Annotated in this window: 25 protein-coding genes; 12 read left to right on the forward strand and 13 right to left on the reverse strand. The window is 44.7% G+C overall.

What is annotated here, in order from left to right:
* Positions 1–51 precede the first annotated feature (51 nt).
* On the reverse strand, positions 52–2,433 hold the full coding sequence (topA, locus tag DYU05_RS02735; protein WP_117381440.1) for a type I DNA topoisomerase: 2,382 nt from the start codon (positions 2,431–2,433) through the stop codon (positions 52–54).
* Positions 2,434–2,574: 141 nt separating this feature from the next.
* Positions 2,575–3,663 carry a tRNA 2-thiouridine(34) synthase MnmA gene (mnmA, locus tag DYU05_RS02740; RefSeq protein WP_117381441.1) on the reverse strand — a complete coding sequence of 363 codons (1,089 nt, stop codon included), beginning with the start codon at positions 3,661–3,663 and terminating at the stop codon, positions 2,575–2,577.
* Positions 3,664–3,889: 226 nt separating this feature from the next.
* Between mnmA and DYU05_RS02745 the strand changes: the two genes are divergently transcribed.
* The 5 genes from DYU05_RS02745 (at position 3,890) to DYU05_RS02765 (ending at position 9,638) form a co-directional block, all read left to right on the forward strand.
* Positions 3,890–4,294, forward strand: a complete 405-nt coding sequence (locus DYU05_RS02745) for a VOC family protein (protein WP_117381442.1) — start codon at positions 3,890–3,892, stop codon at positions 4,292–4,294.
* Positions 4,295–4,747: 453 nt separating this feature from the next.
* The gene (locus DYU05_RS02750) at positions 4,748–6,025 is read left to right on the forward strand and encodes a M16 family metallopeptidase (protein WP_117381443.1); all 1,278 of its coding nucleotides are present in this window, start codon (positions 4,748–4,750) and stop codon (positions 6,023–6,025) included.
* Between the two features lie 45 nt (positions 6,026–6,070).
* Complete coding sequence (locus DYU05_RS02755; RefSeq protein WP_117381444.1) at positions 6,071–7,351, forward strand: M16 family metallopeptidase; 1,281 nt, start codon at positions 6,071–6,073, stop codon at positions 7,349–7,351.
* 134 nt (positions 7,352–7,485) lie between these two features.
* Complete coding sequence (guaB, locus tag DYU05_RS02760; RefSeq protein ID WP_117381445.1) at positions 7,486–8,961, forward strand: IMP dehydrogenase; 1,476 nt, start codon at positions 7,486–7,488, stop codon at positions 8,959–8,961.
* Positions 8,962–9,053: 92 nt separating this feature from the next.
* Positions 9,054–9,638: an LOG family protein gene (locus tag DYU05_RS02765; protein WP_117381446.1), complete on the forward strand. Its 585-nt coding sequence runs from the start codon at positions 9,054–9,056 to the stop codon at positions 9,636–9,638.
* Positions 9,639–9,679: 41 nt separating this feature from the next.
* Here DYU05_RS02765 and DYU05_RS02770 read toward each other — a convergent pair whose 3' ends face one another.
* A complete protein-coding gene (locus DYU05_RS02770; RefSeq protein ID WP_117381447.1) occupies positions 9,680–10,291 on the reverse strand; it encodes a hypothetical protein in 612 nt (203 codons plus the stop codon).
* Between the two features lie 117 nt (positions 10,292–10,408).
* Between DYU05_RS02770 and DYU05_RS02775 the strand changes: the two genes are divergently transcribed.
* From DYU05_RS02775 to trxB, 4 genes are all read left to right on the forward strand, one after another.
* Complete coding sequence (locus DYU05_RS02775) at positions 10,409–12,037, forward strand: acyl-CoA carboxylase subunit beta (protein WP_117381448.1); 1,629 nt, start codon at positions 10,409–10,411, stop codon at positions 12,035–12,037.
* A 3-nt stretch (positions 12,038–12,040) separates the two neighbouring features.
* A complete protein-coding gene (locus DYU05_RS02780) occupies positions 12,041–12,433 on the forward strand; it encodes a DUF3592 domain-containing protein (RefSeq protein WP_117381449.1) in 393 nt (130 codons plus the stop codon).
* 332 nt (positions 12,434–12,765) lie between these two features.
* Positions 12,766–13,941, forward strand: a complete 1,176-nt coding sequence (locus DYU05_RS02785) for a dipeptidase (protein WP_117381450.1) — start codon at positions 12,766–12,768, stop codon at positions 13,939–13,941.
* Between the two features lie 104 nt (positions 13,942–14,045).
* Entirely contained in the window at positions 14,046–15,002 is a 957-nt protein-coding gene (trxB, locus tag DYU05_RS02790; RefSeq protein WP_117381451.1) for a thioredoxin-disulfide reductase, read from the forward strand.
* 360 nt (positions 15,003–15,362) lie between these two features.
* Here trxB and purE read toward each other — a convergent pair whose 3' ends face one another.
* Together purE and DYU05_RS02800 are read right to left on the reverse strand one after the other, a co-directional pair.
* Positions 15,363–15,860 carry a 5-(carboxyamino)imidazole ribonucleotide mutase gene (gene purE, locus DYU05_RS02795; RefSeq protein WP_117381452.1) on the reverse strand — a complete coding sequence of 166 codons (498 nt, stop codon included), beginning with the start codon at positions 15,858–15,860 and terminating at the stop codon, positions 15,363–15,365.
* Between the two features lie 4 nt (positions 15,861–15,864).
* Positions 15,865–17,004 carry a 5-(carboxyamino)imidazole ribonucleotide synthase gene (locus DYU05_RS02800; protein ID WP_117382928.1) on the reverse strand — a complete coding sequence of 380 codons (1,140 nt, stop codon included), beginning with the start codon at positions 17,002–17,004 and terminating at the stop codon, positions 15,865–15,867.
* A 176-nt stretch (positions 17,005–17,180) separates the two neighbouring features.
* Here DYU05_RS02800 and DYU05_RS02805 point away from each other — a divergent pair, with 176 nt between their 5' ends.
* The gene (locus tag DYU05_RS02805; RefSeq protein WP_117381453.1) at positions 17,181–18,638 is read left to right on the forward strand and encodes an NADP-dependent isocitrate dehydrogenase; all 1,458 of its coding nucleotides are present in this window, start codon (positions 17,181–17,183) and stop codon (positions 18,636–18,638) included.
* A 110-nt stretch (positions 18,639–18,748) separates the two neighbouring features.
* On the opposite strand, the gene DYU05_RS02810 is transcribed toward DYU05_RS02805, so the two are convergent.
* From DYU05_RS02810 to DYU05_RS02840, 7 genes are all read right to left on the reverse strand, one after another.
* Positions 18,749–19,696, reverse strand: coding sequence for a Rossmann-fold NAD(P)-binding domain-containing protein (locus DYU05_RS02810; RefSeq protein ID WP_117381454.1), 948 nt, complete (start codon positions 19,694–19,696; stop codon positions 18,749–18,751).
* 42 nt (positions 19,697–19,738) lie between these two features.
* Positions 19,739–20,869, reverse strand: a complete 1,131-nt coding sequence (locus DYU05_RS02815; RefSeq protein ID WP_117381455.1) for an aspartate aminotransferase family protein — start codon at positions 20,867–20,869, stop codon at positions 19,739–19,741.
* Between the two features lie 64 nt (positions 20,870–20,933).
* Positions 20,934–21,917, reverse strand: coding sequence for an N-acetyl-gamma-glutamyl-phosphate reductase (gene argC, locus DYU05_RS02820; RefSeq protein WP_117382929.1), 984 nt, complete (start codon positions 21,915–21,917; stop codon positions 20,934–20,936).
* On the reverse strand, positions 21,904–22,326 hold the full coding sequence (locus tag DYU05_RS02825) for a cupin domain-containing protein (RefSeq protein WP_117382930.1): 423 nt from the start codon (positions 22,324–22,326) through the stop codon (positions 21,904–21,906). The genes argC and DYU05_RS02825 overlap by 14 nt, the downstream gene beginning before the upstream one ends.
* A gap of 7 nt (positions 22,327–22,333) precedes the next feature.
* Positions 22,334–23,542, reverse strand: coding sequence for an argininosuccinate synthase (gene argG, locus DYU05_RS02830; protein WP_117381456.1), 1,209 nt, complete (start codon positions 23,540–23,542; stop codon positions 22,334–22,336).
* A gap of 42 nt (positions 23,543–23,584) precedes the next feature.
* Positions 23,585–23,941 (reverse strand): four helix bundle protein, encoded by a 357-nt coding sequence (locus DYU05_RS02835; protein ID WP_117381457.1) that lies wholly within the window; start codon positions 23,939–23,941, stop codon positions 23,585–23,587.
* 14 nt (positions 23,942–23,955) lie between these two features.
* Positions 23,956–24,642, reverse strand: a complete 687-nt coding sequence (locus DYU05_RS02840; RefSeq protein ID WP_117381458.1) for a GNAT family N-acetyltransferase — start codon at positions 24,640–24,642, stop codon at positions 23,956–23,958.
* Between the two features lie 130 nt (positions 24,643–24,772).
* On the opposite strand from DYU05_RS02840, the gene DYU05_RS02845 reads away from it, so the two are divergent.
* Together DYU05_RS02845 and DYU05_RS02850 are read left to right on the forward strand one after the other, a co-directional pair.
* On the forward strand, positions 24,773–24,967 hold the full coding sequence (locus tag DYU05_RS02845; RefSeq protein WP_117381459.1) for a hypothetical protein: 195 nt from the start codon (positions 24,773–24,775) through the stop codon (positions 24,965–24,967).
* A 21-nt stretch (positions 24,968–24,988) separates the two neighbouring features.
* Entirely contained in the window at positions 24,989–25,507 is a 519-nt protein-coding gene (locus DYU05_RS02850; RefSeq protein ID WP_117381460.1) for a 2'-5' RNA ligase family protein, read from the forward strand.
* Here DYU05_RS02850 and DYU05_RS02855 read toward each other — a convergent pair.
* Positions 25,482–26,453, reverse strand: a complete 972-nt coding sequence (locus tag DYU05_RS02855; protein ID WP_117381461.1) for a YpdA family putative bacillithiol disulfide reductase — start codon at positions 26,451–26,453, stop codon at positions 25,482–25,484. The genes DYU05_RS02850 and DYU05_RS02855 overlap by 26 nt on opposite strands.
* Positions 26,454–26,457: the final 4 nt, after the last annotated feature.

Here is a 26,457-nt window from a genome sequence, read left to right on the forward strand (position 1 = left end):
TAAATGTTGCCGCTGATTGCCATTGCAGCTACATTTATGCATTACCTCTGATTACTTCTTTTTTGGTGCCGCTTTTTTCTTTGCAGGCGCTTTAGCAGCGGGCTTTGCAGCTGCAGCTTTTCCAAACCGGCCTTTTTTTACATCTTTCGGTGCAGCATCGGCCAGTGCTTTACACTCTTCGTAGGTGAGTGATTTTGGGTCCTTATCTTTAGGTATCTTAACGTTCTGTTTTCCGAATTCAATGTAAGGACCAAAGCGGCCATTCAGCACCTTTACCGTTTCATCTTCCGGAAAACTCTTAATCAGCTTTTCGGCGTCCTTTTTACGCTTTTCATTGATAAGCTCAATTGCCTTTTCTTCGGTGACATCATGAGGGTCAATTTCTTTCGGCAACGAAATAAACCCACTGTTGTGGCTAATGTATGGCCCGAAACGGCCTATAGCCACTTTCATTACCTTACCTTCGTATTCGCCAACAACTTTTGGCAGCTTAAATAACTCCAGCGCTTCTTCAAGCGATATTGTCTCTATGCTTTGTCCGGTGCGCAAACTTGCATACAGCGGCTTCTTATCTTCGGTTTGTTCGCCAATTTGTACAAACGGCCCAAAACGACCTATGCGTACAGATATCTTTTCGCCGGTTTCCGGGTGTACGCCCAACTCACGTTCGCCGGTAGCTTTGTCTGCTGTTTGTATGGTGCTCTCTACGTCCTTGTGGAAAGGATCGTAAAACGTGCGGATCATTTTAGTCCATTCCTGTAAACCCTGGGCAATCTCGTCAAACTGTTTTTCAACGCTGGCGGTAAAGTTAAAGTCTACAATGCCTTTAAAGTGCTGTACCAAAAAGTCGTTCACAACAGCACCTATATCTGTGGGAAATAGTTTCCCGCGTTCGGCACCGGTATTTTCGGTCTTTTCCTCTTTGCTGATATTCCCACCCTTAAGGGTTAACACGCGGAAGTTTCTTTGACGGCCCTCTCGTTCTTCCTTAACCACATAACCACGGTTTTGGATGGTAGAGATTGTAGGGGCGTAGGTAGACGGCCTGCCGATACCCAGTTCTTCCAGTTTTTTTACCAGACTGGCTTCTGTGTAACGTGCAGGCGGTCGCGAAAACCTTTCAGTAGCGTTCATTTCCTGTAGCTGCAATACCTGCCCTTTAGTTAATGGTGGCAATATGGCGTTCTCGCCGTCTGCTGTTTGGTTATCGTCATCGTCGTCGCTGCTTTCCAGGTACACTTTCAGGAAGCCGTCAAACTTCATTACTTCACCGTTGGCAACCAAATCTTCTTTACGGGTAGAGATGCCAATCTTAGCAACAGTTTTCTCAAATTGTGCTTCGCTCATTTGCGATGCTATTGCGCGTTTCCAGATCAGGTCATACAAACGCTTTTCGGAGTTGTCGCCTTCAATGGTATGCTTATTAAAATAAGTGGGGCGTATAGCTTCGTGAGCTTCCTGCGCACCGGCACTTTTAGTTTTATACTTACGTTGCTGGTGGTATTTATCACCCCATGCACTGTTGATCTCGCTTGCCGCTGCAGCTAAAGCTGTGTCAGACAAGTTTACCGAGTCGGTTCGCATATAGGTAATGTTACCGCTTTCGTAAAGCTTTTGAGCCACCTGCATGGTACGCGCTACCGAGAAACCCAGTTTGCGGCTGGCTTCCTGCTGCAGGGTAGAGGTAGTGAACGGTGCGGCCGGTGAACGTTTGGTTGGCCTGGTCTCCAGAGATTTTATCTCGAAAGTTGCACTTACGCAGTCCTGAAGAAACTTTTCAGCATCCTCCTGTTTGCTAAAACGCTCTGCCAGTTCAGCTTTAAACGCGTCGCGCCCTTTGCCAAACAGGGCCACTATTTTAAAAGCGGCCTCTGATGTAAATTTATTTATTTCCCGCTCGCGGTCTACTATTAAACGTACCGCAACCGATTGTACCCTGCCCGCAGATAATGATGGTTTTACCTTTTTCCATAGTACAGGCGATAGCTCAAAGCCCACGAGCCTGTCCAGAACACGGCGTGCCTGTTGTGCATTTACCAGGTGGTAATCTATCTTGCGGGGGTTTTCAATAGCCTTTAAAATAGCGGGCTTGGTTATCTCATGAAAAACAATGCGCTTGGTGTCGGCTTCCTTAAGGCCAAGGGTCTCAAAAAGGTGCCACGAAATGGCTTCTCCTTCGCGGTCCTCGTCCGATGCCAGCCAAACCATGTCGGCCTCTTTAGCTAATTTCTTTAATTCGCTTACTACCTGTTTCTTATCAGCCGGTACTTCATACCGCTGCTGAAAATTGTTGTTAATGTCAATGGCATCTTCGGACTTCACAAGGTCGCGTATATGGCCATAGCTGGACTTAACGGTAAAATCTTTCCCGAGATATCCTTCTATGGTTTTGGCTTTCGCCGGCGACTCCACTATCAATAAATTTTTAGCCATTAACAGGTATTTTTCTGCAAAGAAACTATAAAGTAACAGAAACACAAATGTTTTTTCCGCTACAGCTCTGCACAGTTGTAAGATATAATATGGTAATGTTGTTTTGGCGAGCAGGAAAAAGCTCCCGCCAAATTGGTTTAATTACAGTAAAAAGCCGCCGCCCAGTAAATCGCTGCCTTCGTAAAAAACAGCAGACTGGCCCGGTGCAATGCCGGAAACCATGTGGTCGAAAGACACCTTCATGTGATCGCCTATCTGCACAATCTTGCTTTGGGCACCAACGTCTTTATAACGTATTTTGGTAATAGCCTCAAGCGGCTCGGTAATGCTGTCGTACTTTATCAGGTTAAGATTACGTACCCAGGCTTCTTTACGTTCCAGTTCTTCAGCTGTACCCAATACCACGGTGTTAGTATCTGCCTGTATCTGGGTAACAAACATCGGTTTGCCTAAAGCAATGCCCAGGCCTTTACGCTGGCCAATAGTATAAAAAGGATATCCCTGGTGTTTGCCTATCACGGTACCATCGGTAAGTACAAAGTTACCCGGGCCAACGCGTTCGTCCAGGTCTTCTACCTTATGGCGTAAAAAAGAACGATAGTCATTATCGGGTACAAAGCAAATCTCATAGCTTTCGCTTTTACCGGCAAGCTCTAACTGTCCCATTTCTACCGCCATCTGGCGTATTTCGGGCTTGGAAAAGCTGCCCAGCGGGAACTTTGTCCGGGCCAGGTTCTTTTGCGATACGCCCCACAACACGTAAGACTGATCTTTATTTTCGTCCTTACCTTTAGATATAACGTACCTGCCGTTATCCTGAAGGCGGATGTTGGCATAGTGGCCCGTTGCAATAAATTCACAATCGAGCTTATCGGCGCGTTTAAGCAATGCCTCCCATTTAATGTGGGTATTGCAAAGTACGCATGGGTTTGGGGTGCGGCCAGCCAGGTATTCGTCAACAAAGTTGTCGATCACAAAATCGCCGAACTCGTTGCGGATATCCAGTATATAATGCGGGAAACCATAGCCAACAGCAAGCGCCCTGGCATCGTTGATACTGTCGAGACTGCAGCAACCGGTTTCTTTTGAGCTGCCGCCGGAAGAGGCGTAATCCCATGTTTTCATAGTTAGGCCAATAACTTCGTAGCCCTGCTCGTGCAGCATTACTGCTGCTACCGAACTATCAACCCCGCCGCTCATGGCCACTAATATTCTTCCGTGCTTACTCATTATGGTTGCAAAGATAAGTGTTTAAACGTGATGTAAGGGTCAGGTTAGCGTAAAATGCCGTTACACCAATGTAGCAGCTAAAATCAAACAGGTTTTGCAAAAATCATCCTAAAGTATGAGGTAATTGTCGGCTGATTATGGCAATTTTGATGTGCTGGGTAAAACGATAGTGTTACAAGCTATACACAGTAATTAAAGTGACTATTAATATAAATAAATATACATTATGAAGAAAGTAACTGGTATTGGTGGTGTTTTTTTTAAATGCGACGACGCGAAAGGCATGAACGAGTGGTATGCGAAAAACCTGGGTTTGGAGACCAGCGCGTATGGAACAACGTTTGAATGGCGGCATGCTGATGATCAATCAAAAATGGGTTCTACAACTTGGTGCGCTTTTCCAAACGATGCAAAGAACTTTGATCCGTCGACCAAGCCTTACATGATCAACTATCGTGTAGAGAATTTAACTGCCTTAGTAGAAGAACTTAAAAAAGAAAACGTAACGATTGTTGATCAGATTGCTGAGTACGATTACGGTAAATTTGTTCATATACTGGACCCTGAAGGAAACATAATAGAACTTTGGGAGCCGGGCGATGAGTCTGCTGAAGAGCAGTCTGCAGAGTAAGTCGTTTTAAATAGGTGTTTAGGTTAACCGTACTATAACATTGAACTTCAATTAAGGACGAAGGCTAAAGTCCAAAACTAAGATGTAAGTAAAAGTGCGAAATCTGAAGAAAATTGATGACCGATTAAGGGTGTCCCAAGTGTCGAAATTCTTTAGATGGTAAATCATCTTAAATCTGTTTATTATACTAATACACAGGTATTTATACCCACTCATATGAAGTTTTTGTACTGTCCCGGGGTGTCCCGCTTACTCTAAGTAAGTACTTATTTAACAAGAACTTAACTGTTTTAGGTGTCCCGGGGTGTCCCGCTTTAAAAGCGGGACACTTTGCTTTGTAATTACCGCCAGGTAAAACAATAAACTGACATGAGCCTTACAACATAATAGGTGTATTGATTCTTACGGATACACAAAAATTATACATTTGTCAGGTTAAACACTTGTTATTACATGGTTAAATTCAACCGATTTACACTGGAAAATGGCCTCAGGGTGCTGGTACATGAAGATAGCACCACGCCAATGGCCGTATTAAATATACTTTATGATGTAGGTGCACGTGACGAAAACCCGGATCAGACCGGTTTTGCGCACTTGTTTGAGCACCTGATGTTCGGCGGATCTGTTAACATCCCCAACTATGATGGTCCGCTTCAGCGTGTCGGCGGCGAAAACAACGCGTTCACCAGCAACGACATTACTAACTACTACATAACGCTGCCTTCGGCAAATATCGAGACCGCTTTTTGGCTCGAGAGCGACCGGATGTTAAGCCTTGCTTTCAGCGAAAAAAGCCTGGAGGTACAGCGCAACGTTGTGATAGAGGAGTTTAAACAGCGCTACTTAAATCAGCCATACGGCGACGTTTGGTTAAGGCTGCGGCCGATGGTATACAAACAGCACCCTTACCAGTGGGCAACCATTGGCAAAACCATAAAGCATATTGAGGACGCTAAAATAGAAGACGTAAAAGCCTTCTTTCAAAAGCATTACAACCCCAGCAATGCTATAATGGTTGTTGGCGGTGATGTGAGGACAGGGCAGGTTAGGGAACTTGCCGAAAAATGGTTCGGACCAATACCGGCAGGAGAGAAGTACAACCGCAAATTACCTGTGGAAGCGCCGCAGAACGAAGAACGGCGTGAAACAGTAACGGCCAAAGTTCCGCTGGACGATGTATATATCGCGTTTCAAATGAGTAATCGTGCAGATCCAGGCTATTATGCCGTTGAATTAATATCTGACATACTTTCCAGGGGGAATTCATCCCGCCTTTATAAAAGTTTGGTAAAGGACAAGCAAATTTTCAGCGAAGTTCATGCCTACATCACCGGCAGTTTAGATAAAGGAATGTTTTTACTTGAGGGTAAACCGACAGAAGGCATCAGCATAGAGCAAGCCGAAGAGGAGCTTTGGGCCGAGCTAGAACGGCTAAAAACAGAACCTGTACCTGCAGACGAACTTACCAAGGTGAAGAATAAGACTGAGTCGACCATGGCGTTTTCAGAAATGTCCCTGCTTGACAAGGCCATGAACCTGGCTTATTATGAGCTAATGGGTGATGCAGAAGAGCTGAACCAGGAAACAGCTAAATATCTGGCTGTAACGCCTGCACAAATACAACAGCAGGCAATAGAGATATTCCGAAAAGAGAACTCATCAACACTGATATACCTTGCTGAAAAGGTGGTACCATCGGAACAGGAGTTTTCAGAACTCGAAAATTAACAAAATGCTGAGCAGTTCTTTTGTTAAGAACTCAAAAACAAGCACATGACACTGAACAGAACTATACCACCGGCTTTTAATGGGGTGGAAGCCATAAACCTCATTCGTCCGGAACATACCGCCTTTGCCAACGGCTGCAATTTATATTCATTTAATTCTGGCGGGCAGGAGTTAGTACGTATTGAATGGATATTCAATAATCTTCGGTTTAATCCGGCTAAGCCGCTGCTTAATGTAGCGGTAAACACCATGCTAACTGAGGGCACAAACACACTAACTTCGGCAGAAATTGCAGACAAAGTGGATTTTTATGGCGCATTTTTGCAGGTAGATTATAGCTACGATACTTCGCAGGTTACGCTGTATTCATTAACCAAGCATTTGCCGCAAATATTGCCGATAATCAGGGATGTAATAACTGATTCTGTCTTCCCTGAAAAGGAATTGGCAACCTACGTACGCAACCAGCAGCAAAAACTTGCGGTAAGCCTGCAGAAGAACGATTTTGTTGCACGTCGCATTTTTAATCGTGCGGTAAATGGAGACAATATATACGGCCTCACCGCTGAGCCCGAACATTATCGCAGTATTGTACGGGAAGACCTGCTGACGCACTTTAAAGAGATGTACCAGCCTGGCAATTGTACTATTATCCTTGCCGGCAAAATAGAAAAACTGCACATCGACCTGTTGGCTGAACATTTTGAGAAAGGGTGGGAGAACGGCGCTAAAACTGCCGATGCTGTACAGGAAGCGATTAAACCCGCAGCAGAAAAGTTCTATTATACGCAAAAGGAAGGTGCGCTGCAATCCGCAATTAGGATTGGCATGCCGTTCATCAACCGCACCCATCCGGACTTCCCTGGCATGCAAGTGCTGAACACGCTTTTGGGTGGCTACTTTGGCTCGCGCTTAATGGCAAACATTCGTGAGGATAAGGGCTATACCTATGGTATTGGCTCGGGTGTGTCGTCCTTTAAGCAGGGTGGCTCGTTTTTTATCGCTTCAGAAGTTGGTGCGGATGTATGTAAGGCAGCCGTATCAGAGATAGAAAAAGAAGTAAACTTGCTGAAAAACGAGTTAGTAGCCGAAGAAGAACTATCCCTTGTGCGCAACTTTATGCTGGGTTCGCTTCTAGGCAGCCTGGAGAATGTGTTTTCGCATGCTGACAAGTTCAAGAACCTCTACTTCTCTAATTTGGATTACGACTATTACGAGCGTTACACAAACACGGTGAAAAGCATCACCGCTGAAGAACTGCAGCAACTGGCGCAGAAATACTGGAACTTTGATGAGTTCTACAAAGTGATTGTTGGGAAGTATTAACAGTACGCTGTGACACTAGGTTGATCTAAGATCAACCTAGTGTCACATTAAACAAATATCAAAATGCAATTCTTTTAATCGAATTAAAAGCATATCTTTGCCCGGCAAATAATAACTCCAAATAATTATTTGCTATGCAGTTAGACCCATCTAAATTTGTCGCCGAAGGATTAACTTATGACGACGTTCTGCTCCTCCCGGCTTACTCCGAAGTTTTACCACGCGAAGTTAATACCGGCACTTATCTGACAAAAAAGATAAGGCTGAACATCCCCATTATTTCTGCCGCTATGGACACCGTTACCGAGGCTGGACTGGCTATTGCCATTGCCCAGGCTGGTGGTATTGGTATACTCCACAAGAACATGACCATACAGGCGCAGGCTGATGAGGTACGCAAGGTTAAACGTTCTGAAAGCGGGATGATACAGGACCCGGTGACGCTTGATAAAGATGCACTGCTGTCTGACGCCGTGAATATTATGCGGGAGTATGGCATCGGCGGAATCCCCGTTATTGATGTCGATCACAAGCTAAAAGGTATTATCACCAACCGCGATCTTCGTTTTCAGAAGGACCTGAGTTTGCCGGTGAGTGACATCATGACCAAGACCAATCTTATTACCGCTCCACAAGGCACCACACTTACCGAAGCTGCTTCTATCCTTCAGGATAACAAGATCGAGAAACTTCCGGTAGTGAATGATGAAGGTAAACTGGTGGGTCTTATCACCTATAAAGACATTCAAAAAGTAAAGAACTTTCCTAACGCCTGTAAAGACGAATTTGGCCGCCTGCGTGTTGGCGCAGCTGTAGGCGTTGCTGCTGATAACATAGACCGTGTAAGGGCGCTAGTTGCCGCCGGTGTTGACGTTGTTACCGTAGACACAGCTCACGGCCATTCCAAAGGAGTTATCGAGATGGTGAAAGCGGTTAAGGCCGAGTTTCCGGAATTGCAGGTAATCGCCGGAAACATTGCTACTGCTGATGCTGCCAACGCCCTTGCAGATGCAGGTGCCGACGCAGTAAAAGTAGGTATAGGTCCGGGTTCTATTTGTACTACACGTATTATTGCCGGTGTGGGTGTACCACAGTTATACGCTGTTTACGAGTGCGCTAAGGCTATGGAAGGCCGCGGTATACCGGTAATTGCTGATGGTGGTATCAAACAAACCGGTGATATTGTAAAGGCTATTGCTGCCGGTGCAAGCTCTATTATGGCGGGTTCCCTGTTTGCCGGTGTTGAAGAGTCACCTGGCGAGACCATCATTTACGAAGGCCGTAAGTTTAAATCTTACCGTGGTATGGGCTCGGTAGAGGCAATGGCTAAAGGTTCTAAGGACCGCTACTTCCAGGACGAGACTGACGTAGTTACTAAATTAGTTCCTGAAGGTATTGTTGGCCGCGTGCCATTTAAAGGCAACATGGCCGAGGTTATCTTCCAGTACATAGGCGGCCTGCGTGCAGGTATGCACTACTGCGGCGCTGCAACCATCGAAGATCTTCAGAAAGCCAAGTTTGTACGGATAACAGCAGCCGGCATGCGCGAAAGCCATCCACACGATATTACTATCACTAAAGAAGCACCTAATTATACGAGCAGAGGATAAAAAAGTCCGAAAGTCGTGGAGTCCAGGAGTCCGGAGGATAGAGAACACATCCTTCGGACTTCCGGACTTTTCGATTTACCTTACTTACAACTATGAAAAGCATTTGCGTTTTCTGCGGAGCAAATTTTAATGGTGATGCTGCATTGGCTAATGCTGTTGAGCAACTTGCAGAAGTAATGGTGAACCGCGGCATTCAACTGGTTTATGGCGGCGGGAAGGTTGGTGTGATGGGCTTACTGGCTGATGCGGTGCTGAAGCGCGGCGGCAAGGTGGTAGGCGTTATTCCACAATTCTTACTTGATAAAGAAGTTGGTCACACCGGAATTACCGAACTGCATGTTGTTGAAAATATGCATCAGCGCAAGCAGCTAATGAATGATCTATGTGATGCAATCATTATGCTGCCGGGCGGATTTGGTACCCTGGAAGAGTTTTTTGAAGTGCTTACCTGGCTGCAGCTTGGCTTGCATAATCATCCGGTGGGTATACTCAACGTTGGCGGCTTTTACGATCACTTGCTGATGCAAATGGATGTAATGGTAGAACAGCGCTACCTTAAACCGGCAAACCGTAAATTGGTACTTGCGTCGGCTGATGCTATAGAGTTGGTGAACCTGATGGACGAGATCGAGATCAAACCCGACGAAGTATGGTTCCACGATCGTGACCTAACCTGATTTTGGGTGTGTTTGCGCAATAGAAAACAACTGTCAATTGCTTACTGCAAACTTCTACCTGCCCGTTTATTTCTTACATATACTCTTAGCCGGTGTGTTGGCGTAATGCTTACAATCCCGTTGGTCTCTTGTTTATTGGAGAGCACAATGTACATCTCCACCTCAACACCATCTTTCGAGAATTTATCTGTTCGCTTAAATCTGCCGCTTTCAATGGCCGACGTGTCATCTAATGAGCCGCTGCTTTCTCCCGGGCCAAATATTGCTTGTGCTTGCGTGAGAAACTTCTTGTAGCGGTCTATAAACGGCAATAGGTCCTCTACAGGGCGTTTTATAGCTTGCTGGTCTTTCCCAAAATTGCTTTCGTCCAGTTCGTACAAAATATAGTTGATGGTGGAGTCTCTCGTGTTTGGAAAATAATATACCAGTACATTCGGAAGTAGCTTTTCTTCGCGGAGGTATACTACGGGCTGCCCAACTCCCGGCGCGTTTAAGTAGGTGTTCTCCAAAAACACAGGCGTGCTTTTGGCTGCTTTCTCAAACGTTTTTACATACTCCATTGTTTTTCCCTTAACATCAAAAATGATCTGCGCGTACGCAGCGGACCGAACAGATGTAAGAAAAACTGTAATTGTAAGTATCTGCTTTATCATAATGTATAGCAATAAACGCGGGTATTAATCCGGCAGTGCGCTAAATTAAACATTAATTGCATGGGCAGGTTTAATGGGCAAATTTTCCTAAACTTACAGCACCTATTATAAACAATTATGGATCTGGAATTTAATAAAAACGAGGATGTTAACAAGCAACTCGCCTTTGAAGTTACTACACGACTGAAGAAGATATACGCCGGCGGCGGCGAAAAAGCTGCTGCCAAGCAAAAGGAAAAAGGAAAACTGCTGGCCCGGGAGCGCATAGCTTACCTGATTGATGACGACAAGCCCTGGCTGGAAGTAGGCGCCTTTGTTGCTGAAGGTATGTATGCCGAGCACGGCGGTTGCCCAAGTGGCGGTGTGGTATGCGGTATTGCTTATGTAAGCGGCAGGCAGTGTGTTGTGGTGGCTAATGATGCCACCGTTAAGGCCGGTGCGTGGTTCCCGATAACGGCAAAAAAGAATTTGCGTGCACAGGAGATTGCCATGGAAAATCGCTTGCCTATTATCTACCTGGTGGATTCTGCCGGCGTATACCTTCCGCTGCAGGACGAGATATTTCCGGATAAGGAACACTTTGGCCGTATATTCCGCAACAACGCGCTGATGAGCAGCATGGGCATTATCCAGATAGCCGCCATTATGGGTTCTTGTGTAGCTGGTGGTGCGTATCTGCCTATCATGAGTGATGAAGCGATGATTGTAGACGGTACAGGGTCGGTTTTCCTGGCAGGATCTTACCTTGTAAAGTCGGCCATAGGAGAGGATGTAGATAATGAAACCTTGGGCGGTGCAACTACCCAATGCGAAATATCAGGCGTAACGGATTACAAGCACCCCAACGATAAGGCTTGTCTTGACTCCATCCGCAACATTATGAACAAGGTGGGTGATTATAGCAAGGCCGGGTTCGACCGTATAAAGCCATCCGCACCAAAACTAAACGAAAGAGACATTTACGGCATACTGCCGGATAACCGGGAGAAGGCTTACGATATGAAGGAGATCATTTTTCGACTGCTGGACGATTCTAACTTCGAAGAATACAAAGAAGGTTACGGTCAAACCATCATTTGCGGATTGGGCCGTGTGGACGGATGGGCAGTTGGTATTGTAGCTAACCAACGCAAAGTGGTTAAAAGCAAAAAAGGAGAAATGCAGTTTGGCGGGGTTATCTATTCCGACTCGGCAGATAAGGCCACACGTTTTATCATGAACTGTAACCAAAAGAAGATTCCTTTAGTTTTCCTGCAGGACGTCACCGGCTTTATGGTAGGCAGCCGTAGCGAACACGGCGGAATTATTAAAGACGGCGCTAAAATGGTGAACGTGGTGTCTAACTCGGTAGTGCCTAAGTTTACCATTGTTATAGGTAACTCGTACGGGGCAGGTAATTACGCCATGTGTGGCAAAGCGTACGATCCAAGGCTTATTTACGCATGGCCATCAGCTAAAATAGCGGTAATGGGTGGTGCACAAGCGGCCAAGGTGCTGGTGCAAATGCAGGCCGCCGGTTTAAAGGCGAAAGGCGAAGAGGTTGACAGTGTTAAAGAGGCCGAACTGTTAAAACAAACGACCGACCGATATAATGCCCAAACTACGCCTTATTATGCTGCGGCCAGGCTTTGGGTAGATGGCATCATAGATCCGCTGGAAACACGAAAAGTGATATCCATGGGGATAGAAGCGGCCAATCATTCGCCAATTGAGAAACAGTTTAATGTGGGCATTATACAAACCTAAGCAATGAACGATGAGTTATTTACTGCAGCCCTAGGCGGGTTGCTCTTTGCCGTGGGCTGCATTGTTTATCTTAAACGTAAAAAATTGCTGCGCTCAGGCATAAGGGTAGTTGGTACAGTAGCCGGTTTTGCGCCTCGTGCAGATGCTGATAGTTTGCCGATACCATTGATAAGGTATGTTACTGCGGATAAGAAGATACTGACCGAACAGTACGACGTTGCGGTAAGTTCAGCAGACAAGTATTCAGAAGGGCAAAAAGTAGAGGTTATTTATGATCCTGATGATGCTTCAAGCTTTGTTATAGATAACAAAACAACAAGATATTTATGGCTGTTCTTTATGGCAGGTGGTGTTGCTTTGTTCATCGGGGCTTATATTTACTATTTGTTGAAGTAAAGGCCTTCTCTTGTTCAAAAAGCCTTCTCGACCTTGTTTTAATCGAAGTCGCTTTATCAAATGACTACAGCTTTAATACTGAAGAACGGGACGATAACCTAAATGCGGCCTCAGAACCGGCGGTCAGCACAAGCATTGCTAACGCACTTGCTCGGAAGCCGGTTGTGCAGCCGCGAGCTTTCTTTGCGGTACTTTCTTTGGCGGTCAAAGAAAGTACCATCCACAGATTTTACAAAAACATCATCCTTTCCTAACGGAGGATAAATTTAGCAGGCAATAAATGGCATGAGTTTAAACCTTGCCGCGCTAAAACAAATTTCCTACCTTCCCGAATGAAAAAATTGTTCTTTATACTTTTCATGTTTTCAGCGTCGCAGCTGAAGGCTCAGGACGTCAATAAAATTCATCAGAATGCAATCCTCGTAGATACCCATAACGACGCAATTTCCAACGAACTTATTACAAAGAACGACCTTGGCAAGCTTCAAACTACTGGCAACTTTGACCTGGTTAGGGCAAAGCAGGCAGGACTGGATGTGCAGGTATTTTCTATTTGGTGCGGCGATCAATACAGTAATGGCACTGCATACGCCTTTGCCAACCGGGAGATAGATTCAGTACTGGCGCTTATCAACCGTAACCCGGACAGAACAGTGCTGGTACGCACAGCCAAAGATCTGAAGAAAGCTGTAAAACAGGATAAAATGGCCGCTATGTTGGGTGTAGAGGGCGGCCACATGATAGAAGACCGGCTCGACTATATAGACAGTCTCGCAAAAAGAGGCATGTGTTACCTCACCCTTACATGGAACAATAGTACCAATTGGGCAAGCTCTGCTCGAGACGAAGTATTGCATAAAGAACGGCTGAAGCAAACAGGCCTTACCGACTTTGGCAGGCAGGTAGTACACAAGCTGAACGATATGGGCATCATGATTGACCTGTCGCATCCCGGCGAGCAAACTTTTAAAGATGTAATGGCCATAACTACAAAGCCGGTTATTGCATCGCACAGTTGTGCTTACGCGCTGTGTCAGCACCGTCGCAATCTTAAAGATTACCAGCTAAAAGCCATTGCCAAAAACGGGGGAGTGGTATTTGTAAACTTTTACAGCGGCTTTATAGATAGTACGTATGATGCCAAACACGAGGCTTACCTGGCCAGGCATAAACCGGAACTGGATTCGTTGATTAAAGTATACAATGACTATGACCTTGCCAGCATACGCCTCAATGTCATCAACAAAAAGGAAGCCGACCAGCTGCGACCGCCATTAAGTATGTTGATCAAACATATTGATTACATGGTTAAGCTGATGGGGGTAGACCATGTGGGTATTGGCTCTGACTTTGACGGCGCAGAATCATACCCGCTAGGCTTGGACAGCGTAACTGATTACCCTAAGGTAACTGCCGAACTGCTAAAGCTGGGCTACAGCGAAAAAGACCTCCGAAAGATCATGGGCGAAAACTTTATACGGGTACTGAAAGCGAATAAGGGAAAATAGCCCTGGAGTTGTGTGTAAATATGCCTTGGTTGATAAGTTTTACTGCCGTTTGACCATGCCCGTGCATCTTTTTATTACCTTTGTATTCAATATTTTTGATACTGATGTCACAAGATACCGAACACGTAAAATGTTTAATTATAGGCTCTGGGCCTGCTGGGTACACAGCCGCAATATATGCTTCACGCGCAGACCTTAAACCGGTAATGTATACCGGTATGCTGGCCGGCGGTCAGCTTACCCAAACTACCGAGGTGGAAAACTTTCCGGGGTATCCGGCCGGTATTATGGGGCCAGAAATGATGGAAGATTTTCGTAAACAGGCGGAGCGTTTAGGTACGGATATTCGTTTTGGTTACGTTAGCTCTGTTGATTTTGCTTCCCTTCCGCACAAAGTAGTGGTTGATGAAAGCAAAACCATTCTGGCTGATACCGTCATCATTTCTACAGGTGCATCTGCTAAATGGCTGGGTTTAGAGTCTGAGCAAAAATATAGCGGTTTTGGCGTTTCTGCCTGCGCTGTTTGCGACGGATTCTTTTTTAAAGGCCAGGATGTAGCCATTGTAGGGGCGGGAGATACCGCAGCTGAAGAAGCTACTTATCTTGCCAAAATGTGCCGTAAGGTTTACATGATTGTTCGTCGTGATGACTTCCGGGCTTCAAGGGCAATGGTTCATCGCGTGTTGAACACCCCGAATATTGAAGTGCTTTACAATACTGAAACGAAAGAAATACTTGGCGACGGGCAAAGTGTTACCGGCGTTGAAGTTATCAATAACCAATCTAACGAAACCCGTACGCTTGATGTTACCGGCTTTTTTGTTGCTATCGGACACAAACCTAATACCGATATATTCAGAGGCTGGTTAAAGATGGACGAGACCGGATACATTATTACACATCCCGGATCAACTGTAACCAATGTAGAAGGCGTGTTTTGCTGCGGCGATGCACAAGACCACATCTACCGCCAGGCGGTTACTGCAGCGGGTACAGGTTGTATGGCAGCCATTGATGCCGAGCGTTACCTTGCTGCAAAAGAGCACGTGGTTACAGCTTAATCTCCTTCCGATAGACATAATGAAGAGCGCTTGCATATACTTGTAAGCGCTCTTCTTTTTTAAGTTTAAAATTATGTTAGTCTGGGTAAGACATCCGGCAACTTAGCAGGCAAATTATTGCCAGTTGATAAAATATTAGGTGTCACGCTCTGGAGTATTTTAGCTGTCCCAAGGTTCGCATTTGACACTATGCGAAAATGATATAAATTATTGTCATTTAGGTCATTAAATCAAATGACCTAAACCTTTTGTACTGTCCCGGGGCGTCCCGCTTTAATCAGGTAAATAGCTTTTATACAGACACTTAACTGTTTTAGCTGTCCCACGTGTCCCACTCTCAAAGCGGGACACCTAAGCTAACTAACCTTCCATTTCCTTTGCCGATTCTTCTACTTTACGGGCAAGTTCCTGCTTATACTTAATGAGGTTTCCGGTTATGGTTTCATCTCCGGTAGAAAGTATTTGTGCTGCTAAAATGCCTGCGTTTTTTGCAGCATTTAACGCGACCGTAGCTACAGGGATTCCGTTAGGCATTTGTAGTATGGAGAGGATAGAGTCCCAGCCGTCAATAGAGTTGCTGGATTTTACAGGCACGCCAATTACGGGTAAATGTGTAAGCGATGCAACCATGCCCGGCAAGTGCGCGGCGCCACCAGCGCCTGCTATAATCACTTTAATGCCCCTGTCAGCAGCTGCACGCGCAAAGCTGAACATGCGATCAGGCGTGCGGTGCGCCGACACCACGGTGATCTCGTAATCTACACCAAGTTCTTTTAGTACGTCAGCAGCATCTTGCATAATATGCAGGTCGGACTTGCTGCCCATTATAATGGCTATTTTAGGTTGAGGAGTGTTCATAGTGTTATGCAATCACTTTAAGTGTTTGTTGTACATATCGTGCTGTCTCGATGGCTTTCTCACGGTTGCTATCAATTATTGTTACGTGCCCCATCTTACGGAAGGGCTTAGTTAAAGCTTTCCCATACAAATGAACGTAAACACCGGCGCATTTAAGTACCTTTTCTATACCCTGGTAAATGGCAGGTCCTTCATAGCCGGCTTCACCTAAGATGTTTATCATTATAGCGTTGCTCAGGCAATTGGTATCTCCCAGCGGCTGGTTGAATATAGCACGCAGATGCTGCTCAAATTGTGAAACAACGTTGCCCTCAATACTCTGGTGTCCGCTATTGTGCGGACGTGGAGCGAGTTCGTTAACCAGTATCTTACCGCTTTTGTCCAGGAACATTTCTACAGCAAGCAAGCCTACAATGTTCAGCGTTTCAGCAATTTTCTTAGCTATTTGCTCCGCCTCTTGCTGTATCTCAAACGGCAGGTTAGATGGTGAGATCAGGAACTCCACCAAATTGGCTTCAGGGTTAAACTCCATCTCCACTAACGGAAAAGTTTTAACATCGCCTGCCTCGTTTCTGGCCACTATAACAGCAATTTCCTTTTCGAAATCAACCCAACGTTCTATCAGGCTTGGTTCGGTGAATGCATTTTCAAGGTAGCTTTCGTCCACAACCTTAAACACACCTTTGCCGTCGTAACCGTCACGACGAAGTTTTTGGATGTATGGAAATGGAATGTGGCTCTCCCTTAATTGCTGAGCCGATGATATGATCTGAAATTCAGCGGTTGGGATATCATTTTCTTTAAAGAATTGTTTCTGCAATCCTTTATCCTGTATTAACCGGATAATACGGCTTTGCGGGTAAACCATTACGCCTTCTTTCTCCAGCTGTTCCAGCGCGTCTACGTTAACCTTTTCAATTTCAATGGTAAGCAGGTCTACCTTTTTGCCAAAATTGTATACGGTCTCGTAATCACTTAATGAGCCCACTACAAACTCATTGCAGAGCCGGCGGCAGGGAGCCTCGCGATCGGGATCTAAAACTTTAATGGTAACGTTGTAATTTATAGCTTGTTGAATAAGCATGCGGCCCAACTGGCCCCCGCCTAAAATGCCTAATCTGAGATCGCCGTAGAATGCTTTCATGTAGCTGACAAATTTAGGGTTTTCTTTCAAACACTTACATACTATTAACAACACGTTCACAAACAACATTTACAAAGCGCTGTTTAGTTTACACACAACGGTAAAGGCTGTTAAACGGTAGAAATGAAGCCGTAAAAACGTACCTTTGCCTCGTTTTTTACATCTTATTTAATTACATGAAGTTTAATATAGCAGTAGCAAAGGGTGATGGTATTGGCCCGGAAATAATGGCGGCCGTGTTGCGGATTTTCGACGCAGCTGAAGTGCAGTTAGGTTACGAGTACGTGGAAATGGGTAAATCTTATTTCGACGCCGGCCATTCTACAGGGATGACCGCCGAAGCAAAGGAAACCATCGAGCGTTTGGGTATTTTGTTCAAAGGCCCAATGGAAACACCCAAAGGTAAGGGTGTTAAAAGTATCAACGTTACTGCCCGCAAGGTATGGAACACTTATGCCAACCAACGTGACTTCCGCTCTTTAAATGGAGTAGATACCGTGTTCTCTAAAGCGGGCATTCCTATAAACCTGACCATTGTTCGCGAAAATATTGAGGATACTTATGGTGGTATTGAGCATTTGCTGACCAATGATGTTGCTGTAGGACGTCGTATTATTACCCGTCCCGGATCGGCACAGGTAATCAGGTACGCTTTTGAGATGGCGCGCCGTAAAGGCTATAGTAAGCTTGCCTGCGGTCACAAGGCTAATATCATGAAACTTACTGACGGACTTTTTCTTGAAACATTTTATGAAATAGCTAAGGAGTACCCAGACATTCAGTCGAGCGACATTATTGTCGACGATCTTTGCATGAAGTTGGTTTCCCGTCCAGAGATGTTCCAGGCTATTGTACTTACCAATCTGCAAGGCGATATTGTATCTGACCTTTGTGCCGGATTAGTGGGCGGTTTGGGTTTCGCTCCGTCGGCTAACATCGGCGATAACATTTCAATTTTCGAAGCAGTTCACGGTACTGCACCAGATATTGCTGGCAGAGGAATTGCGAACCCTACAGCACTTCTGCTTTCGGGTATTTTGATGCTGCGCTACTTAGGATTTACATCTACGGCAGCTAAGATTGAGAATGCTTTACTTTACACACTCGAGCAAGGTATTCATACAGGCGACTTCGGTGACAAATCTGTTCCCGCTTCTAACACAGACACCTTTGCTGATGCGATCATTAGCAATTTAGGCAAAATGCCATCCAAAGATGGTGTCATCGCCCAGCCAGATGTACCGAACAAAGCCAATCAGGATCATCCCGCAAAAAATAAGCTTACTGTTACCAACGGCAACGTTAAAGAGGAAATGATTGGAGTTGACGTGTTTGTTGAGTCTAACCTGCAGCCATCTGAGTTGGCCGCTATAGCTCAAACCAAACTAACAGGCAACTTTGAACTTATCATGATATCTAACCGTGGTACGCAGGTTTGGCCTACAGGTTCCATCTTTACTGAACTTGTAAACGAATATCGTATCCGTTTTGAAAAGAAGGAAGGCATTGAGATCACCCAAAAAGAGATACTGCACATTGCGGCAGATCTATCAGAAAGCCTAAAAGTTTGCTCGGTGGAGTTCCTGATGAAGTTTGGTGGTAAAATAGGGTACACTTTGGCGCAGGGTCAATAATAACAATAATAATATACATCAAAACGAAGAAAAGCCCTGACATACGTCAGGGCTTTTCTATTTGGCTAATGGCCGAAGACACTTCTCCGAAGCAGAGAGCGAGTATATAATTAATTACTCTCAAGTATCTTTTTAAGCACCGCCTGTGCCGCCCACACACGGTTTCCTGCCTCGTGTATTACAACAGACCTTGGGCCATCCAATATCTCTGATGATAATTCCAGATCACGCCTTACCGGGAGGCAATGCATTACTTTCGCGTTAGGAGCTATACCAAGCTTGTCGTTGGTCAGCATCCAGTCTTCATTTCCGGGCAGCACGTTACCATAAGGCTCATATGCAGACCAGTTCTTTACGTAAATAAAGTCAGCATCTTTTAGTGCCTCATTTTGGTCATGCGTAATGGTAGCGCCACTTGTAAATTCTTGTGAAAGCTCGTATCCAGCCGGGTGAGCGATGACGAAATCTACGTCGGCTCTGCACATCCACTCGGCGAAAGAATTCGGCACAGCCTGTGGCAGCGGCTTTATATGAGGCGCCCAGGTAAGCACCACCTTAGGCCGGCTGGTCGTTTTTAACTCTTCAATGGTCACCAGGTCGGCAAGGCTTTGCAGCGGATGACGGGTTGCAGATTCCAGACTTACCACAGGTACTTTACAAAACTCCACAAACTTATTGAAAATAGCTTCGCTATAATCTTCATCGCGGTCTTTGAGGCCCGGAAACGAGCGCACGCCAATAATGTCGGAGTACTCGCCCATAACTGCTGCTGCTTCACGTATATGTTCTACAGTAGTGCCATTCATTACCACGCCATCTCTTAATTCCAGCGCCCAGCCTTCTTTATCAATGTTTAATACAATAACGTTCATACCCAGGTTCATGGCAGCTTTTTGCGTGCTCATGCGTGTGCGCAGGCTTGGGTTCAAAAATACCAGCGATATGGTTTTATTAAGGCCGAGTTGCTTGTATGCAAAAGGGTCTTGTTTTAGCCGTAATGCCTCAGCTACCAGTGCCGGCACGTCCTGAACGTCGTTTACAGAAGAAAATAGTTTCATGTGCGTGATAAAGTGCTTCTGTCAACAAGAAGCTATGCTTATTTAGGAGTTACTTAATGTTTTGCTGAAAGCGTCCAAAAACCTGTCAGCGTATGCTTTAGTCAGGTTAAGCGCTGGTAAAAGCCTTACCACGTTTGGCTTAGCCTCGCCTGTAAAAATATTGTGCTTAAACAGCAGATCTTTTTTTACGTTGGCCAACTCTTCCGGCAATTCTATACCTATCATCAGACCCCGCCCGCGTATTTCTTTTACTTTATTAAACTTCTTTAGTTCTTCAATAAGGTAGCCACCAACATCGGCTGCATTTTGCATTAAACTATCTTGCTCTATCACCTCCAGCACAGCTAATCCCGCAGCACAAGCTAGATGATTTCCGCCGAACGTAGTACCCAGCATGCCATATGCAGGCTTTATTTTGGGCGATATAATAATCCCGCCAATAGGGAAGCCGTTACCCATGCCTTTTGCCATTGAGTAGATGTCTGCATTAATATCCGCAAAATCATGTGAGAAGAATTTACCGGTACGACCATATCCGCATTGTACCGAATCTGCTATAAACACAGCGTTATGCTCATCACACAATGAACGGATTTTTTGCAGGAATGGGATGGGAGCTACCTGGATGCCACCAACACCTTGGATACCTTCAATAATAACGGAAGATACCTCGTTGTTCCGGAATGCTTCTTCAAGCGCCGCTTCATCATTCCAGGGCAGGAAGATAACGTTGTCTGTTTCATTTACAGGTGCGACAATTTTCGGGTTATCGGTAACTGCTACAGCAAGCGATGTACGGCCGTGAAAAGCTTTGCGAAAAGCTATTACTTTCTTTTTACCGTTGTAAAAAGAAGCAAGCTTAAGCGCGTTTTCATTGGCTTCTGCGCCGGAGTTGCAAAGGAACAATTGGTAATCTTCCTTACCCGACACATGGCCCAGCTTTTCCGCTAATTGGGTTTGTAAAGGGATTTCAATTGAGTTGGAGTAAAAACCAATTTTATGCAACTGGTCTTCCAGCCGTTTTACATAATGCGGATTGGTGTGGCCGATAGATATTACAGCGTGACCGCCGTAAAGATCAAGGTATTCGGTGCCATTGTCATCATAAACAAGGCTGCCGTCGCCTTTAACAATATTGATTGGGTTGATTGGGTATACGTCGAATAAATTCATTTTTTTAAAGATCAGGAGTACATTAAACTTAATTGATTGTTGACCGGTGGTGGCGAACGACTTCTTAGAAAGCCGTCGCCTTGAGTCGTAATCCTGCGCGTTCGTCAAGACCAAACATGAGGTTCATGTTCTGTACGGCTTGTCCGGACGCACCTTTAAGTAAGTTGTCCATAATACTTATGATGAATATCTTATTGCCATGCTTTTTAACCTGAATAAAGCATTTGTTGGTGTTGACTATCTGTTTCAGGTCTATATCCCTGCTGGTTACGTGAGTGAACGGGTGACCGGCATAGTAATCTTTATATAACTGTAAGGCCTCTGCTTCTGCAAGATCACTCTCCGTGTAAATAGACGCAATTATACCTCTTGTAAAGTCGCCACGGTAAGGAATGAAGTTGATTGCTTCGCTAAAACCGCTTTGCAGCTGGTTTAAAGATTGCCCTATCTCGTTTAGATGCTGGTGGTTAAACGCTTTGTAAACAGATAAGTTATCATTGCGCCAGGTAAAGTGTGAAGTGGGCGATAAGCTTTGCCCCGCACCTGTGGAGCCGGTAGTTGCCGTAACGTGCACTTCGTGAGTTAATAATCCTTTATCGGCTAGTGGCAGCAAACCAAGTTGCAGGCAAGTGGCAAAGCAGCCTGGGTTAGCAATATTTTCAGCACTGCGGATATCCTCACGGTTCAACTCCGGCAAGCCGTAAACAAAGTTCTTATCTTTAAAGTTAGCGTTCTGACTTAACCTGAAATCCTGGCTCAGGTCAATTATCCTGATGTTGCCGGGCATTTCGTTAAGCTCTAAAAACTTCTTAGCATCACCATGGCCAACGCAAAGGAAAAGCACATCAATGTTATAAGCCAGTTCGGATGCAAACTGCAGATCTGTATCTCCAAAAAGATCTGTATGGACTTCGCATACGTGTTTACCAGCGTTACTATTGCTGTGCACAAATACGATATCTACATTGGGATGGTTAATAAGGATGCGCAACATTTCGCCGCCGGTGTAACCCGCGCCTCCAACTATGCCTGCTCTAACTTTCGACATTAATTCTGTCATTTTTTGTTGATGGATGTGAATACAACGTAAACTCGATATCTGCTTCGCTATGGTTGGTGATGCGGTGCTTTTGACCAGGCTTCACTTCTATACCTTCATGCTCAGTTAAAACTTTCACAGTACCATCAAGTGTAAAAATTGCGGTCCCCTTAAGCATAAAAAAGAACTGCGTCGCCTTCTCATGATAGTGCATGGTTTCTGAAGTGCCTGGAGGCATGCGCTCCTGCTTTACAGACATGTTGTCGTTTTCAACAAAGGTCCACCCATCGCAATTCTCGCCCCACTTGTAGTGAACACTGGATTTTTTTGAGAGTGGAGCAATGTCCTGACCTTCGTAAGAAATGGTAGAAGAAGGAGTAGCGCCGATATCTTTGCTATCGTTTAATTGGTCGTTCATAACAGTGTTAGTTAGTTCCCTCAGTGTGGGAGGCATTCACCTTATGGTAAATCATAACTTGGTTACCAAAAATCTTGCTAAAGCCTTTTACGTCTTCGCCACTCCATGCATTGTTCATTTCGCCATAGCTGCCGAACTTGTTAGACATGAGGTCGTGATCAGACTCGATACCCACCACCTGGAACCGGTAAGGGTGCAGCTGAACAAATACTTTACCGCTTACCTGCTTCTGCGTATCTGTAAGGAACGCCTCTATGTTGCGCATGATAGGATCATGAAACTGGCCTTCGTGCAACCAGTTGCCGTAAAAAGATGATAACTGATCCTTCCATGATAGCTGCCACTTGGTAAGTACATGTTTTTCCAGCGTATGGTGCGCTTTAATGATTACCATCGGCGCAGCAGCTTCAAAACCCACACGGCCTTTTATACCAATAATAGTATCGCCAACATGTATATCCCTGCCAATGCCATATGGCTGAGCAATTGCTTGTAAAGCTTGTATAGCTTTGGTAGGGTGATCGTAAGTTGTACCATCTATAGCAACCAATTCGCCCTGTTCAAAGGTTAGTTCAATATCTTTTACTTCTGATTGTGTAACCTGCGTTGGCCAGGCTTCTTCCGGCAAGCCCAGGTTAGAAGTAAGTGTTTCTTTACCACCTACAGATGTACCCCAAATACCTTTGTTGATTGAGTATTTGGCTTTTTCAAAGTTCATCTCTACGCCGTGTTTTTTCAGGTATTCTATTTCCTCCTCACGGCTAAGCTTCAGGTCACGAATAGGAGTGATGATCTGTACTTCAGGCACCAGGATATTGAAGATCATGTCAAAACGAACCTGATCATTACCAGCACCTGTACTACCGTGAGCTACAAATTCAGCACCGATCTCCTTGGCATAGTTGGCAATTGCCGTTGCCTGACTTACGCGTTCCGCGCTAACAGATAGGGGGTAGGTGTTATTTTTTAATACGTTGCCATAAATAAGATAACGTACGCAGGTATTGTAAAAGTTTTCAGTTTCGTCTACCACATGGTGTGACGTAACGCCCATCTGGTAAGCACGTTCTTCAACACCCTTTAATTCTTCTTCACTGAAGCCGCCGGTATTAACAATTACCGAGTGAACTTCGTAACCAAGATCGCGGGTTAAATAAATACAGCAGAATGAGGTATCTAAACCGCCGCTGTAAGCCAAAACTACTTTTTTCTTCATCTTTTTATAAAGCTAAAAGCAAAGAGCGAAAAGATCAAAGTCCTATACTCTTAGCTTTTTTATTAAGCCAATCAGCATGGCTTTTACTTCGTTAATTATTTTGTTAGTATCATTATAAAGGTCTTCACCTATGTAGCCAAGATCTTTGCAAAGTAAACAACGATACTCCAGTTCGTGTGCCGAACCAAGTGCAATGTCAAGAAAGTGAACGAAATCCTTTTCTGTAAAACGTCCGCTGCCTTCTACGATATTCATCGGTACCGAATACGCTGCTCTTTTTGCTTGACTTTTCAAGTCAAACTGCTCTGCCTTTGGAAGAAGTGGCAGAATGTTTTTGTAGACATGCAAAACCATCACATGCGCTTTCTTCCATACCTCTAACTTCCTGTAGTCTCTCATCGCATCAAAGCTTTTTAAGCTCCTTGAAATGCTTTGTGCTTTAGTCTTTCAGCTTTCTGCTCAAAGTGCTCCAAACGCTTTTTTATAGCGTTTTCTATACGCTCAAGCAAGGTCGCCTTTTTGGTGATCTTTTTCATCTTCTCCTCGTATTGTTTCTGAACCTCTGCCGGATCAAACAGCATGGCAGTACACATGCAGTTCTTGCGCCCTTTGCTCATCAGGATGTCGTAGTTTACGCAGCTTCTGCAGCCTTTCCAAAAATCTTCGTCCTGGGTAAGTTCCGAATAAGTTACCGGCTCATAACCTAACTCAGAGTTTATCTTCATTACCGCTAATCCGGTAGTGAGTCCGAATATCTTTGCTTCAGGGTACTTCTTACGAGAAAGTTCAAAAATTTTGTGCTTAATGGCTTTGGCTAAACCAGCTTTTCTGTAAAGCGGATTTACAATAAGGCCGGAGTTTGCCACAAAGTCCCCATGGCTCCAGGTTTCAATATAACAGAATCCGGCCCAGGTGCCGTCTTTATGCAATGCTATAACGGCTTTACCCTCCAGCATTTTATTAGCAACGTATTCAGGAGAGCGTTGTGCAATACCAGTGCCGCGTGCTTTGGCAGATTCGGCCATTTCCTCGCAAATATGAGGGGCGAAATCGGCATGCTGTGCTGTAGCTACCTGTATATCAAAATCTTGTATGGTCATTATTGTAGAAAATTACCTTTAAACTATTCTCAGATTAAACTTCGAATAATTAGATGGACAATGGTTAGAGAAGTTTAAAAAGAAACTTCGTGGTTGTATTAAGCGCTAAAGCTCAATTCAAACCCTCGGGATGAATACCCGTCGTCGGCAAGGTGTATACAGAAGGGTAAATGAAACCAAAGCAGTGGCTACAGGGGCAATGTTGGCCCGCGCAACGCGTGTATATAAGCTTTCTGTATTCATTTTTAACAAAGGCAACGCCTTTTTAATTTTTTGCAAAGTATTGCATAATAATTTATTTATGCAAGAAAAAACTTTAATATGATGTTGAGGTTAAATTGCCTTAATGAGCCATGTTGCGCCACTTATATTAACACTACAGATAGACGAAGCTTCACAAAACTTCTTTGATCAATTGCGTAGCAGATATTTTCCGCCCGAACGCAATTATCTTGCAGCACATCTTACTCTTTTTCATCAGCTTCCACCAGATAATATCGCGATTATAGATTGCTTAAGCAGGATCGCAGCGGAACAAAAATCATTTAAAGCTGAAGTAGGCGCCGTAGCGAGTATAGGTAATGGAGTTGCCTACAAAATTGAGAGCAGTTTATTACAACACTTGCATAAACTGTTACAAAAGGAGTGGAGCAAATTTCTGATTCCACAGGATAAACAAAAGCTTTGGCCACATATAACTATACAGAACAAAGTTGCTGCTAGCACAGCAAAACTACTATTGGAGGAACTTAAAGGGCAATTTGAGCCATTTAGTATAACAGCCACCGGATTTAACCTTTGGGAATACTTAAACGGGCCATGGCGTTTTATCCAAACCTTTAGCTTTGGTGGTTCTGAAACTTAGCGGTGATATCTTCTATGATCATCTCCGCGTGAATTCTTGAATTCTCAATAAACCAAAGGTGAGTGTCCAATCCGCCGCATACTACACCTGCAAGATACATACCGGGCAAATTGGTCTCCATTGTTTCGGGATTGTATTCAGGAACAAACTTGTCTTTAGTCAGGTGTATGCCAAGCTTTGCGAGGAATTCAAAATTAGGCTTGTAACCGGTCATGGCCATAACAAAATCATTCGGAATAGTTATCCTTCCATCAGGAGTATTAATATCCACCTCAGTTTCGCGTACTGCGGCTAAATTGCTGTTGAAGTAAGCTTTAATACTGCCCTCCTTTATTCGGTTGATGATATCTGGCCTTACCCAGTATTTTACCCGGTTACTGACCTCATCTCCGCGAACTACCAAAGTGACCTTTGCGCCTTTGCGGTATGTTTCTAACGCAACATCTATGGCAGAGTTACTGCTACCCACCACAACCACGTTTTGCATAGCATAAAAGTGAGGGTCTTTGTAGTAGTGTTTTACTTTAGGTAAATCCTCTCCAGGAATATCAAGATTTACTGCAATGTCGTAAAATCCGGTACTTAATATAACTTTCCTTGAATGGTAAGTTTGCTTGCATGATGTAATTACAAAGTTATCACCATTGCGTTCAACTCCTGTCACTTCCTCGAAAAGTTTAATTGGTAATTTGTTATCCAGAGCTACACGGCGATAGTACTCCAGCGCTTCGTTGCGGTTGGGCTGCTTGTTAATACTGATGAAGGGAACGCCGCCAATTTCTAGCCTGTCGCTCGTCGAAAAGAACGTCATGGTTGCAGGATAATTGTAAAGGGAATTTACCAGGCATCCTTTCTCTAATATTACAAAGCTTAAACCTGCTTTTTGCGCTGCTAATCCGCATGCAAGGCCAATAGGGCCGCCACCAATGATGAGTATATCAAGCATGCGG

Origin of the sequence: Mucilaginibacter terrenus (assembly GCF_003432065.1) — a bacterium.
Lineage (GTDB): Bacteria > Bacteroidota > Bacteroidia > Sphingobacteriales > Sphingobacteriaceae > Mucilaginibacter > Mucilaginibacter terrenus.